The sequence below is a fragment of the Aquimarina rhodophyticola genome, from assembly GCF_042434915.1.
In the GTDB taxonomy this organism is placed as follows: Bacteria; Bacteroidota; Bacteroidia; order Flavobacteriales; family Flavobacteriaceae; genus Aquimarina.
On record NZ_CP170198.1, the window covers coordinates 2441301 to 2455592 of the forward strand.

Consider the following 14292-nt stretch of genomic DNA (forward strand, 5'->3'; position numbering starts at 1 on the left):
TTTTGATAAAATTATAATCATGTCTATATCTGTTTCTAACATTTCTAAAACCTATCATCAAGAAAAAGCATTGTTAAATATTTCATTTGACATTAAAGAAGGAGAAATTGTGGGATTTCTTGGACCCAATGGTGCTGGTAAATCAACTATGATGAAAATTTTGACCACGTATCTACAACCCACTCAAGGACATGCAACAATCAATGCTTTTGATATCTTAAAAGATCCGCAAGATGTCAAACGAAGCGTTGGCTATCTCCCCGAGCATAACCCTTTATATGATGACATGTATGTACGAGAATATTTATCCTTTAACGCCAAAGTATACGGTATTGAAAAAAATCAAATCAAAAAGGTAATTGAAGAGACAGGTTTAACCAAAGAAGCTGCTAAAAAAATAAATCAGCTGTCCAAAGGATATCGACAACGTGTTGGTTTGGCGTGTGCCTTACTACATGATCCAAAAGTTTTAATCTTGGATGAGCCTACCACAGGCCTAGATCCTAATCAATTGATTGAGATACGATCTCTTATTAAATCCCTTGGGAAAAATAAAACCGTTTTACTATCTACTCATATTATGCAAGAGGTTGAAGCTATGTGTGATCGAGTTATTATCATTAACAAAGGTAAACTTGTTGCCGATAGGTACCTTAATGACTTAATAGATACACAGGAACAAATTATAGAAGTTGAATTTGATTATCGTGTAGAAGAGGCGTTTCTAAATAAAATTACTCACGTCTCACAAGTTATTAATAAACATAATTTTGTTTATGAATTAACCTTTGAGACCAGTGTCGACATGAGACCTAAGGTATTTGATTTTGCTCATGATCATGGGCTTAAAATTTTACAGTTATCAAGAAAAAATAAAAACTTAGAAAGCCTTTTTAGAGAATTAACGCAATAAGAACAACTAATCATCTCTACAAAAATTTATGAGAGTTGTGATGTTTCAAATTCGTTTAAAATTTCTTTGAGACGTTTTACCGAAATTGGTTTAACAATATAATCACTCACTAGCTCATACCTCTTTGCCTTGGCAATATCTTGTGGATCAACAGAGGAGGTTACTATATAAATTGTAATTTTTTTACTGCTCGGTATTTTTGTGAATTCTTCTAAAAATTGCCATCCATCAAGAATTGGCATATTGAGATCTAATAGTAAAATTTCGGGAAGTTTGCTGCCGCTAGATATAATTGCTTTAAGCTTATCCAAAGCCTCTCTTCCGTTTTTAAAAACTAAGAAACCATTGCAAAAATTTGCCAATTCCATGACTTTCTTAACCCCAAAAACAAAGATTGGGTCATCATCTACAATGCATGCTAAATCAATTTTTTTCATTTTTTGAAATATATTTTAAAAATAGTCCCAACATTCACTTCGCTTTTAACTTCAATTTTTCCGCCCATTGCTTCTATTTGGTTTTTGGTTATAAACAACCCCAGACCTCTAGACTTTTCATGATCATGAAAAGTTTTATACATTCCGAACAATTTAGCCCTATGTTGTTTCAAATCAATACCTAATCCATTATCTTCTATTTCAAGAATATAAAATTCATTTTTTTCGAAACTTCTTAAAGTTATAAAACTTTTTCTATTCGTAGCCCTGTATTTCACACCATTAGTCAATAGATTGAGTAAAATACTTTCTACATAAGCTGAAATCCCAAGCACCTCTATGCTAGTATCAATATCATTTTTGACAATAACGTTAGCTTCGAGATATAATCCTGCAATGTTTTTCAATGTTTTTTGAGCAGCTTCAAACAAGTTGACATGTTCCAAATTTGATTCTTCCAATGTATTCATCACAACCACATCGTTCAAGTGATTGATCGTTTCGGTTAGATTGCTTGATGCCGCACTTAACAATTTTATATATTCATTCCCTAATAGCTCTGGATGATCATTGGATAATAAATCTAATAACATTTCAAAATTTCCAGAATGAGACCTTAGATTATGAGACACTATGTGAGCAAAATTTAAGAGCCTATTGTTTTGATCCTGCGTTACTGCGAGTAATGATTTTAAATCATTCTCAACTTTTTTAATATCTTGAATATCGGTTGCAATAGCTAAATATCCAGTTATTTTTTCTTTTTGTTTTAATGCTGTCATTGTTACGAGTACAGGAAAAGTAGTTCCATCTTTACGCTTATGTGTCCATTCTCTTGTGTCTACTTCATTTTTAAATGGCAACACTGTAAAAATCTCGAATCCTTTAAGTTTTGATTGATAATCTAATGATAACTGTTCTGCTCTTTTGTTAATTTCAGAAGGAAGATGTAGATCTATATAAAAACGTTTTGAAATCATTTCATCTCGTGAATATCCTAAAAGATGCTCTGCTCCTTTATTGAAGGTAGTAATAAGACCATCGCAATCAGTTCCAATAACACTTACTTGAGTTATGTCTTCTAGAATATTTTGCAATTTATTTAATGTTTCTGAAAGTTTTTTTCTGGTCTTAACCCTTGGAGTAATATCAACAATTTGTGATATAAAATATAGTGGCTGTCCTTCTTGATCTTTTACTAAGGAAACAGATAAAATAATATGGGCGAGCTTTCCATTTTTTCGAATGTATCGCTTTTCCATTTGATAAAATGACCTTTGACCGTCTAACAATTCTTTTAGATATTCTAAATCCTTGGTAAGATCTGCAGGATAGGTTATGTCTTGAAAGGTCAGTTGTTTTAATTCTTTGGCACTATATCCTACGATATCACATAAGCTTTGATTTACCTCTAGCCATTGACCTTGGGTATCAAGTATTGCCATACCTATCGCTGCATTTTCAAAATTACCTCTAAAAGCTTCTTCACTTATTTTTAATTTAATTTCTGCTTCCTTTGCACGGGTTATATCTGCTGTATGCATAATAACTCCTCCTATTTTCTCATCATGGGTGTACCAGGGTCGTAACTCCCAACTCAACCATTGTAACGACCCATTTTTTTTCAGAAAACTATCTTCATCAGATTTGAGAATTTGCCCTTTGAGTGCTTTATCAAAAACATGTTTCCATGTATCGCTGATGGTAGGAAATATAGAGTAGTGAGATTTTCCTATGATATTTTCATCTATTAAATTATAATCTTCTTGCCATTTGGCCGATACTGCTAAATAGCGCATGGCTGTATCAAACATTGCAATTGCTGTAGGTGCTTCTTCGATAAACAATCGATTTTTTTCCAATTCATTTTTGCTTGCAGTAATTTCTTGATGAGAGCCTATAATCCACTCGGGCGCATCATTATTCCAACTTACAACCTTACCCTTGGTGAGCACCCAAATCCAATGACCCTCTTTGTGACGCATTCTCACTTCGCAGGCATATACAGGCGTAGCCTGATCAATATGCTTTTTTAATCCTTTTTTTGCCTTTTTAAGATCTGATGGATGCATCGCATTCTCCCATGTCTGGATTGTAACTGGCTCTATTTCCAGTAAAGAATACCCTATTATTTCAGCCCATCGTTCGCTTAAATAAACTTCATTTGTCTGTAAATTCCATTCCCAGATTCCTAGGTTAGCACTTTCGATTATATGATGGTAACGATCTAACTGTCGTTGTAAGCGCAACTCGGTTTTTTTTAATTTGGTCAAATCTACATGAGCTATTAACAGTCGATTGGCCACATTATTTTTAGCAAAGATCCCAATACACTTGCATTCGATCATTACCTTATGACCCAGCTTATGGTCAAAATCAAGAGTTTCTATAAGAGGTGAAGTCTCTGTTTTGAAATGCACTTTACATTTCTCAAAGAGTCTCTGCAGTTTGATCTCTGTTAATGGGGTTTCTCGCATGATGTTAAGAGAAGAATCTTGTTCTACCGAGTATCCCAACGTATTCCAAAATCTGCCATTTATCCATAATCGGTCAAATAAAGAAAGATCCCAATACCATAAACCATCCAAAGCTACGTCCTGAACAAAATCAAAGATGGCAGTATCCTTTTGAACTAAAGCGTATAATTCATCCTTAAGATGATTACGACTGGGATAACAAGAGACCTGTAGTCGCTTTGTTTTTTTTTGAATCATTATAATGTAGGTTTAATAGCTGTAGATGGGGTATATAAATTTATATAAAAAAAAATAGAATTTATTATATAACCCCATGAAGTTATTACGGCTAAACCATAATTTATAAGAATTTTCTGATAATCGAGGATGTGTTTTTTATAATTTCAGTTCTTGTAGGCTAAAATAACTTGATAAGTTACTCTAGAATATATCTTATACAGATTTGCCTACATCAAGTAGAATCGACATTTACACATGTTTTTTTACCGAAAAATAAGGCGCCCGGTATAGAACTCTTTAACAAAGACCTCTCTAGGCTTATTTACACTTATAACATCCCCAGTACTTCTTATTTCTCCTTTCAAAGATAGTTGAGGATTGACAAGAATTTTATTAGCTCCACGATGGTAAACAGAAACATGATCTGCATTAAGACGTTCTCCATCAAATCGACCAGTACCCGAGTATAGTCCAACGCTCAAATTACTAACAGCACCTTTAATTATAAAGGATGCAATATTATTGCCAACAATATTTAATTTATTTGAGTTTAGTGTAAGATCAAAAATTCCAGTAGTATTACCCTCTGCAAACCCCACATCTTCTGACAATAAAGTCAAATTATCAAAATCTAATACGCCTTCTGATCGTATCGGAAATTGAGTGGCGCTTCTAATCACTGTTAAATTGGCAATAGTTATGAACACCTTTGTTTGATTGAAATCTCTAACAAAATTACAGTCATTGTTGTTTTCTAAAACCAACTGACTATCACGTACTATAGCAGACACTTCATTTATCAGATTCTCGCCAGTCTCCAAAATTACCTTAGTTGTATCTCCTTGTTTAAGGATTACCTCGATATTGGGACCCACTAGCAGTTTTGTAAAATTATCCAAGAAAAATTCTTTTTTTACTATAGTACCTGTTCGCTGAAAACAATCAGGTGCATTCTCTGTATCACATCCCGATATGATTCCTAAAATTAATAGAATGCATATAATATGTTTTATATTATTTCTGCTAACACCCATACTTTATAATCGATATCCAATTGAGTATTCAATAGCTTCGGCCTTTGCAGCGTGCGAGCGTACGGTTATAGCACCAAATATTGAAGATGTAAAATTATATTTTAGTCCAGCTCTATTATACATTGTCCCTTCAAAATCGTAGGGATAATAAAAGTAATACCCAATATTTAAAATAATTGCTAATTTATTAATTAATAATTCATGACCTATGTAAGCACCTGCACGTTTTGAATCTTCATTTCCATTAGTAGTATCATCAAAATCACCAACAGCTCTATAATCGATATATCGTTCTAACGCTTTCGAAAAAAATAATTCTGAACCAATTACCACGGTACTTTTTTTATTTAATTGTTTAGAGGCAAACACTCCTAACGTTAAAAATGGATATCTACCAGAACCTACAAGATCACTTTCATTAAATCCTCCGCTAAGCATAAAACCAAATCCTATAGGTTTTGAACCTTTTATGAGTCCTGACTCCTTTGGTATATAAGTATGGGTGTCTTCACTTAAATTATAATTCATGGCGATAGTTGCAAAAAAAGTATTTGTGCTTTTATTAGGTGCTTTAGAATTGCCATTAGAATAATGCAAAATCCCTACACCTACTTGCAAACCTATTTTATCAATAATATTTTGATAACGATAATTCAGTAAAAAATAACTCGCACTCATTATATGAGATCCATAGGCAATATTGCGATAATTATCATCAATATCGTAAGGTTTTGATGCATAGGTAATACCTTGTGCTATTCTTAATTGCAGGTAGCGCTTCAGAAAATAAAAGTTGTAATGTGCAAAGGCACCTATACTATTGCCTAAAAATGGATTCTTTAAATCTTGATACACTAGGGAGACTCCATAGTCTGGGTAATTATACAGTCTTTGCCATATTTTATCGCCATAGGTTTTACGGTTAATCCCTAGAATCACTCCTATAGGATGACTTGTTATAAGATGTGAGATATCAGGATTATGTTTGAGTATAGTACCTTGAAAGGAGCTTACATCAATACTGTACGATTTTTTGTTTGGAATTATCGGTTCGATTGGTATACTAGTAATATCTTGGCTATAGCCAACAATATTGAAAAAGCCTAATAGTAATATGACTAATCGTATCATGTGGCTAAAGTAGTATACCGCCAAATGTTACACAAATTTTAATCTAGTATAGACTAATATATTTCGACAAATACTCAAAATATAGCTTCGGCTATTTGTTTAATATTATCTGATTTACCCATAGAGTAATAGTGCAAAACAGGTGCACCATGCTGCATTAATTCTTTGGATTGTTGAATAGCAAAATCTACTCCTACTTGGCGAACCTGAGTATTAGTTTTACATTTTTCTATTGCTTTGACTAACTCATCGGGCATATCTAATTTAAAGACTTGAGGTAATAACTGAAGATGCTTTTTAACAGAAACTGGCTTTATACCAGGAATAATAGGCACTTCTATTCCGGCTGCTCTAGCTTCTTTAACAAAATTAAAATATCGCTGATTGTCAAAAAACATCTGAGTAACTACATAATCTGCTCCTGCATCGACTTTCTCTTTTAATCTTCTCAAATCTGATTGAAATGAAGGAGCTTCAATGTGCTTTTCGGGATAGCCAGCTACCCCGATACAAAAGTCTGAATTAGTCTCTGTTTCTATAACCTCATGTAAAAAGTTTCCCCGATTCATAGCTGTAATCTGTGATACCAGTTCTTTTGCATAACGATGTCCTCCCTGCATTGGAGAGAAATACTGTTCTTCTTTCATAGCATCGCCTCGTAAAGCCATGACATTATGAATACCTAGATAATGACAATCAACTAATAAATACTCTGTTTCCTCTTTGGTAAACCCTCCACACAACACGTGCGGTATAGTATCGACATTGTATTTGTGAGTAATTGCTGCACAAATCCCTACTGTACCAGGACGCATTCTTGTTAATCGTTTATCTAATAATCCTTTTTTGTCGATATAAATAAACTCTTCTCTTGAGGTGGTCACATCAATGAATGGAGGATCAAATTCCATTAATGGATCGATATTGTTATAAAGTTCTTGTATACTTCTTCCTTTTTGAGGTGGTATTAATTCAAAAGAAAATAGGGTTTTTCCTTTGGCATTTTCAATATGGTCTATTACTTTCATCTCTCTTTGCTATCGTATTATTTATATCAAAAAATCCTACTCTATAATGTTTGGTGCCAACCACTTTAGCGCTTTGTGGAGCGTAATATTTTTTCTGTTAGCAAAATCTTCGACTTGATCTTTTTTAATTTTACCAAGCCCAAAATATTTTGCTTCTGGATTACCGAAGTAATAGCCAGAAACTGAAGCTGCAGGCCACATAGCCAAGCTTTCGGTAAGTTCGACACCAATTGTTTCTTTAACCTTTAAAAGATCCCAAATGGTGATTTTCTCTAAATGATCTGGACAAGCTGGATATCCTGGTGCAGGTCTAATACCTGTGTATTTTTCTTGAATCAACGAAACATTATCTAGTGATTCTTCGCTTGCATACCCCCAATAATTTACTCTAACTTCTTTATGTAAATACTCTGCAAAAGCTTCAGCCAAACGATCGGCCAATGCTTTGACCATTATAGAACCATAATCATCTAAATTTTGTTTGAATTCTTCTGCAATTTTTTCGGCACCAAAACCTGTACTTACACAAAAGCAACCCATATAATCTTTAACTCCACTCTCTTTTGAAGCTATAAAATCTGCCAATGCAAAATTAGGTTTGCCTGCATGCTTTTTAAGCTGTTGCCTTAATGTTCTAAAGGTGAGAATTCCCTGTGGAGTTTTGACCTCTATATCATCTTCATTGACAGTAGTTCCTTCAAATAATCCAAAAACTGCTTTTGCAGTTATAAGTTTATTATCGATAAGGTTACGTAACATTTCTTTGGCCTCGGTAAAAAGATCTCTTGCTTGTTTTCCAACTACAGGATCTGTTAAAATATCGGGAAATTTACCGTGTAGCTCCCAACTTCTGAAAAATGGAGTCCAATCTATAAAGTCTTCCAATTTTGACAACTCAAAATTTGTAATAACTTTTATTCCGAGCTGATTGGGTTTAACTATTTGTGTGGTTTCCCAATCTATCTGGAATTTGTTTTTTCTAGCTTCTGATAATGTCAAATATTCTTTATGCTCAGTTCGCTTCAAAAATTTTGTTCTAAATTCTTGATAATCGATCTTTATGTTTTTTTTGTAATGGTGTGCAACTTCCTTTTTCAATAAATCTCCAACTATAGTAACTGCACGAGATGCGTCATTTACATGCACAACAGCATGCGAATATTGTGGATCTATTTTTACTGCTGTATGAGCTTTGCTAGTAGTTGCTCCCCCTATAAGCAGTGGGACCGTAAAGTTTTGACGTTCCATTTCTTTAGCCAAAAATACCATTTCATCTAAAGAAGGGGTAATTAATCCGCTTAACCCAATGATATCTACGTTTTCTTGTTTGGCTATTTGAATAATTTTTTCTGGAGGTACCATGACACCCAGATCTATTATCTCATAATTATTACAAGCAAGAACAACCGATACGATGTTTTTACCAATATCATGAACATCTCCTTTTACAGTAGCCATTAAGATTTTACCAGCAGAAGATGAATTTTGGGTCTGTGGATTTTTTTGTTTCTCTTCTTCGATATAGGGCAATAAATATGCTACTGCTTTTTTCATTACTCGAGCCGATTTTACTACTTGAGGTAAAAACATTTTACCCGACCCAAAAAGATCTCCAACTACATTCATTCCCGACATTAAATGACCTTCTATAACCTCAATAGGTTTTACAACCGATTGCCTTGCGGCCTCCACATCTTCGATTATATAGTGATCTATACCTTTGACTAAAGCTCTAGTTATTCTATTTTGTATTGATTCATTGCGCCAAGATAAATCGACTTTACTTTCCTTTGTTTTGCCGACAACGGTTTCTGCAAAATCTAACAATCGCTCTGTCGCATCTTCTCTACGATTAAGTATTACATCTTCTACGTGTTCTAATAGGTCTGTTGGTATATTATCATAGACTTCTAGCATGGTTGGGTTAACTATCCCCATGTTCATTCCTGCTTGAATAGCATGGTATAAGAAAACTGAATGCATTGCCTCTCTTACGGGATTATTTCCTCTAAACGAAAACGATACATTACTTACACCTCCACTTACACTGCAGTACTGTAAATTTTCTTTTACCCAAGCCGTAGCATCAATAAAATCTACAGCGTTACGCTTATGCTCATCCATACCTGTGGCTACAGGAAAAATATTTAAATCAAAGATGATATCTTCTGGAGGGAATTGGACCGTGTTTACAAGAATATCGTAGGATCGTTTTGCGATTTGTATACGTCGCTCGTAAGTATCAGCCTGTCCAACCTCATCAAATGCCATCACAATGACTGCTGCACCGTAGCGTTTAATAAGTTTGGCATGATGCATAAATTCTGCTTCCCCTTCTTTTAAGCTGATAGAGTTTACTACACATTTTCCTTGTACTACTTGTAACCCTGCTTCAATAATTTCCCACTTAGAACTATCTATCATTATAGGAACACGAGAAATATCTGGTTCTGCAACAATAAGGTTTAAAAATTTAACCATAGCTTCCTTACCATTGATAAGACCATCGTCCATATTGATATCTATGATTTGTGCTCCCCCTTCTACTTGATGACGAGCAATAGCTAAAGCTTCTTCAAACTTTGCTTCTTTTATTAACTTCAAAAACTTTTTTGATCCTGCAACATTGGTACGTTCTCCTACATTAATAAAATTAGATTGCGCAGTAACAATAAGTGGTTCTAATCCAGATAATTGTAAAATTCTATTTTTTTGAGTCATAATTTTAAAAAGCTTTGATCGAAGGTACCGTACGTGGTTTGTAAGTTGCTGCTATTTTGGCTATGGCCTTTATATGCTCTGGTGTTGTTCCGCAACAACCTCCAATAATATTGACTAATCCTTTCTTAAAGTATTCTTCAATTTGGATTCCCATTTGCTCTGCTGTTTCCTCATACTCGCCAAATGCATTTGGCAAACCAGCATTGGGATGCGCCGACACTCCAAATGTAGTATTTGAAGCTAAAATTTCTAAATGCGGTAGTAATTGTGATGCACCCAGAGCACAATTAAATCCAACAGATAACATAGGGATATGGCGAATTGAAATTAAAAAAGCTTCGGCTGTTTGTCCAGACAGGGTTCTACCCGATGCATCTGTAATAGTGCCACTTACCATTATCGGTATTTCTAGACTACGTTCTTCTTTTACTTCTTCGATAGCAAACAACGCTGCTTTTGCGTTGAGTGTATCAAAAATTGTTTCTACAAGTAATATATCAACGCCTCCATCTATTAAAGCTTCTGTTTGTTGTTTGTAGGCAACTCGAAGCTCTTCAAAAGTAATTCCTCTATAGCCAGGATCATTTACATCTGGAGACATACTTGCGGTTTTATTAGTCGGCCCTATACTGCCCGCTACGAATCTTGGTTTTAAGGGCTCCTTTGCTAGGTATTCTTTGGCGACTTTTTTGGCTATACGAGCAGATTCAAAATTTAGCTCATATACTAAATCTTCCATGAAATAATCTGACATTGCTATTGTAGTACTAGAAAATGTATTAGTTTCTACAATATCGGCGCCCGCATCAAAATATTTACGATGTACCTCGGCGATAGCTTGGGGTTGAGTTAATGATAACACATCATTATTACCAAATAAGGGATGCTGCCAATTTTTAAAACGTTCTCCTCTAAAATCTTCTTCTGTAAATTTATAACGCTGAAGCATTGTACCCATAGCGCCATCTAAAATTAAAATTCGTTCCTTTAATATGTCATTGATATTTCTCATACACAACTTTTCTTACTCAAATCAAATTTTTGAATACCAGTAAAATAATAACACCGAATTGTACGGTTATTACATATATCAAGAAAAACAAAGGAAAAGTACAGTATACAATACTGGAAATCTGAGTTATCTATTCCCTAAGGGATAGAATGTAGCACCTTCTTTAACAGATAAAGGGTTGCTAAGGCTTCACAGGGTCTATTCCCTCCGCCTTTCTTGATAACATTAAATACATTTATGAACTAGTCGATAGTTATTATCGATTTTATTAACACAAAGTAACTACATAGCTTTGTGTTATGCAACTTTATTTTTAATCGCTATATAAATAGTACGATTGTGTATAGATTTGTACTTAAGATTCTGGGGCTAGTTCTATTTCTAAACCATCCAACTCTTGGGTAATAGGAATTTGGCAGCCTAGACGACTATTATCCTCTACATAAAAAGCTTCGGCAAGCATCATATCTTCATCATAGCCCATTTCTGGTAATGTATGATCTGATAAAATATAACATTGACAAGAGGCACACATGGCCATACCCCCACAAGTTCCTTCTACGGGCAATTCGTATGCCTTACAAACTTCCATAATATTCATTGCCATATCAGTAGGAGCTTGTACTTCGTGTACGACACCTTCTCTATCTTTTATTTTGATGGTTATATCTGACATCTACTAGTAAGTTCTAACAAAAATATAATAATTTCTACCTCAAAGATACTACAAAAGAAGGATTCTAGTTTAGAATCCTTCTTTTCGATTTATTAGAATGTATATCTAACTAATTGATAGATTTAACTACTTCTTTTTTAGCTTCTTTTTTTGTACCATCAAAGCCTTCTACACCGCCTACAGTTGTATATTTCATAACATATTTTTTGTTTGGAAATATTCGCTGATAAGCGCTTTGACACATTATCGCTGCTTCGTGAAAACCAGAAAGTATTAGTTTAAGCTTGCCCTTATAAGTATTTACATCACCTATGGCATAAATGCCAGGGATATTTGTCTGATAATCATACGAGTTATCAACTTTTATAGCATTTTTTTCGATTTCTAATCCCCAATCGGCAATCGGACCTAATTTTGGAGAAAGTCCGAAAAGAGGAATAAAATAATCTGTTTCAAAATGGATATCTCCTTCGGTTTTGTGATGAATTTTAACCGCAGATAATGCATCATCACCTTCTAATTCTTTTACTTCGGCTTCTGTAATTAAATTCACTTTACCTAATTTTGACAATTCGGCAACACGCTCTACAGAATCGAGCGCTCCTCTAAACTCATTGCGTCTATGAACCAAAGTAACTTCACTAGCAACGTCTGCTAAGAATATTGACCAATCTAAAGCTGAATCTCCTCCACCTGCTATAACCACTCGTTTATCGCGATACACTTCTGGATCTCGTATAATATAAGCTACTCCTTTATCTTCGTATAAGTCAATATTAGGAATTGGAGGTTTGCGGGGTTCAAAAGAGCCTAAACCTCCTGCAATAGCAATTACTGGTGCATTATGTTTTGTTCCTTTATTTGTAGTTACAACAAAAGTATCATCCTCAAGCTTCTCAATAGTTTGTGCTCGTTCTCCCAAGGTAAAACCAGGCTCAAAAGGCTTAATTTGCTCCATCAAATTATTAACCAGATCCCCTGCCAAAATTTCTGGAAATCCTGGGATATCGTAAATCGGCTTTTTTGGATAAATTTCAGAACATTGTCCTCCTGGTTGTGGTAATGCATCTATTAAATGCGTTTTCAACTTTAGTAATCCTGCCTCAAAGACTGTAAATAAGCCTGTAGGTCCGGCTCCAATTATTAATATGTCAGTTTTGATCATTTTTAACTTCTTTTTTTCCTATTAATCCTTTGGTGAATTCATTTAAAATTTCAACTTTCTGTTCAAAATCACCTTGTATTGTTTTCCTGTATTCGTTTAAATTCTGCACTAAATCATCAACATTTTCGGGAAGCACTTCCTCAAAAAATTGTCGTAACCTTTTTGCTGTCGTTGGCGATTGACCATTTGTAGAGATTGCTACCTTTACATTACCTTTGGTTACAATACCTCCCATATAAAAATCACAGTAAGGAGGATTATCTGCTACATTTACTAATATAGATCTTTTTCTACAATGTCTATATATGCTAGTATTAACCTCTGGTTTATCTGTCGTTGCTATTACAATATGCTTACCTTTTAAATACCGTTTTTTATACTGTTTCAATAGCAAAGTAACACCATAGCTATTTGCAAGTTTAGCAGTCGCTTCTCTAAACATTGGAGAAATCATAGTCACTTTGGCATTGGGACTTGATTTTAAAAGAAAACTCAACTTTTCTAAAGCTACATTTCCTCCCCCAACTATTAAAACCTCTAAATCCCTAACTTTAAGGAAAATGGGATACAGATTATTTCGTGTTGAGAGCATTTCACTTTCTTTTATCACATCTTCGTTCTTCATTTTTTTTACTCTAATCCCTAACCTAAAATATTACTATACAGTTCGTTTGCTTTAATGTTTTGCAACACCTTATTTCTCACAGACAATATACTTTTTTGAGCCACTACTTCTCCTATTACAATGATTGCAGGAGAAGTAAGTTTTTTCTCTTTGACAAGTTGTTCTATAGTATCAATAGTTCCTGTTACAAATTCTTCTTGTAGCGTTGTACCATTTTGTATAATAGCAACTGGTATCTTAGTTTTATTTTGGGCAGCAAAGATAGCAACTATTTCACTTAACTTACTCATCCCCATTAAAATTACCACGGTTGCATCGGATTGAGCTGCTATCTCAATATCGCTAGATACTCTATGGGTCCTAGTAGTTCCAGTAATCACCCAAAAACTTTCTGCTACACCTCGCTTTGTAAGAGGAATACCTTGATAGGCCGGAACAGCTATTGCTGATGAGATCCCTGGCACAATAGCTGTTTTAATACCATGGCTTTTTGCTTCATCAATTTCTTCGGATCCCCGCCCAAAAACAAAAGGATCTCCCCCTTTGAGACGGATCACGTGCAATCCTAGTTTTGCCTTATATACAATCAATGAATTGATCTGTTCTTGCTGATATGCATAGCATCCCTTACGTTTTCCTACAAAAATTTTTTCAGCTTTTTTAGGAGCATATTCTAACAGTACTTCATTTACTAAAGCATCATACAAAATTACATCTGCGGTGGATAATGCTCTTATGGCCTTTACGGTTATAAGCTCTGGATCTCCTGGTCCTGCACCAACTACGGTTAGCATTCCTATTTGATCATTTTGATTGTAATCTATTGCCTGTATCCTCATACCACTCTTGCGTAA

The 14292-nt window shown here is 34.5% G+C and carries 12 protein-coding genes and 1 riboswitch; of the genes, 1 reads left to right on the top strand and 11 read right to left on the bottom strand.

Going from position 1 to position 14292, the window contains the following annotated elements:
- Positions 1–19: 19 nt before the first annotated feature.
- Positions 20–913, top strand: a complete 894-nt coding sequence (gldA, locus tag ACE939_RS10575; RefSeq protein ID WP_378185542.1) for a gliding motility-associated ABC transporter ATP-binding subunit GldA — start codon at positions 20–22, stop codon at positions 911–913.
- A gap of 26 nt (positions 914–939) precedes the next feature.
- On the opposite strand, the gene ACE939_RS10580 is transcribed toward gldA, so the two are convergent.
- From ACE939_RS10580 to cobA, 11 genes are all read right to left on the bottom strand, one after another.
- A complete protein-coding gene (locus ACE939_RS10580; protein WP_378185543.1) occupies positions 940–1350 on the bottom strand; it encodes a response regulator in 411 nt (136 codons plus the stop codon).
- Positions 1347–4064, bottom strand: coding sequence for a PAS domain S-box protein (locus ACE939_RS10585; RefSeq protein ID WP_378185544.1), 2718 nt, complete (start codon positions 4062–4064; stop codon positions 1347–1349). The genes ACE939_RS10580 and ACE939_RS10585 overlap by 4 nt, the downstream gene beginning before the upstream one ends.
- Before the next feature lie 245 nt (positions 4065–4309).
- Positions 4310–5080, bottom strand: a complete 771-nt coding sequence (locus tag ACE939_RS10590; RefSeq protein WP_378185545.1) for a head GIN domain-containing protein — start codon at positions 5078–5080, stop codon at positions 4310–4312.
- A gap of 3 nt (positions 5081–5083) precedes the next feature.
- On the bottom strand, positions 5084–6211 hold the full coding sequence (locus ACE939_RS10595) for an acyloxyacyl hydrolase (protein ID WP_378185546.1): 1128 nt from the start codon (positions 6209–6211) through the stop codon (positions 5084–5086).
- Positions 6212–6285: 74 nt separating this feature from the next.
- The gene (gene metF, locus ACE939_RS10600; RefSeq protein WP_378185548.1) at positions 6286–7239 is read right to left on the bottom strand and encodes a methylenetetrahydrofolate reductase [NAD(P)H]; all 954 of its coding nucleotides are present in this window, start codon (positions 7237–7239) and stop codon (positions 6286–6288) included.
- A gap of 36 nt (positions 7240–7275) precedes the next feature.
- Positions 7276–9960, bottom strand: a complete 2685-nt coding sequence (gene metH / locus ACE939_RS10605; protein WP_378185550.1) for a methionine synthase — start codon at positions 9958–9960, stop codon at positions 7276–7278.
- A 4-nt stretch (positions 9961–9964) separates the two neighbouring features.
- Complete coding sequence (locus ACE939_RS10610; protein WP_378185551.1) at positions 9965–10972, bottom strand: homocysteine S-methyltransferase family protein; 1008 nt, start codon at positions 10970–10972, stop codon at positions 9965–9967.
- A gap of 123 nt (positions 10973–11095) precedes the next feature.
- Positions 11096–11198: riboswitch (SAM riboswitch) on the bottom strand.
- Positions 11199–11327: 129 nt separating this feature from the next.
- Positions 11328–11648, bottom strand: coding sequence for a 2Fe-2S iron-sulfur cluster-binding protein (locus ACE939_RS10615; protein WP_378185553.1), 321 nt, complete (start codon positions 11646–11648; stop codon positions 11328–11330).
- A gap of 109 nt (positions 11649–11757) precedes the next feature.
- Positions 11758–12813, bottom strand: a complete 1056-nt coding sequence (locus tag ACE939_RS10620) for an NAD(P)/FAD-dependent oxidoreductase (RefSeq protein ID WP_378185554.1) — start codon at positions 12811–12813, stop codon at positions 11758–11760.
- Complete coding sequence (locus ACE939_RS10625) at positions 12800–13438, bottom strand: bifunctional precorrin-2 dehydrogenase/sirohydrochlorin ferrochelatase (protein ID WP_378185555.1); 639 nt, start codon at positions 13436–13438, stop codon at positions 12800–12802. The genes ACE939_RS10620 and ACE939_RS10625 overlap by 14 nt, the downstream gene beginning before the upstream one ends.
- Positions 13439–13455: 17 nt before the next feature.
- Positions 13456–14277 carry a uroporphyrinogen-III C-methyltransferase gene (cobA, locus tag ACE939_RS10630; protein WP_378185556.1) on the bottom strand — a complete coding sequence of 274 codons (822 nt, stop codon included), beginning with the start codon at positions 14275–14277 and terminating at the stop codon, positions 13456–13458.
- Between the last annotated feature and the right edge of the window lie 15 nt (positions 14278–14292).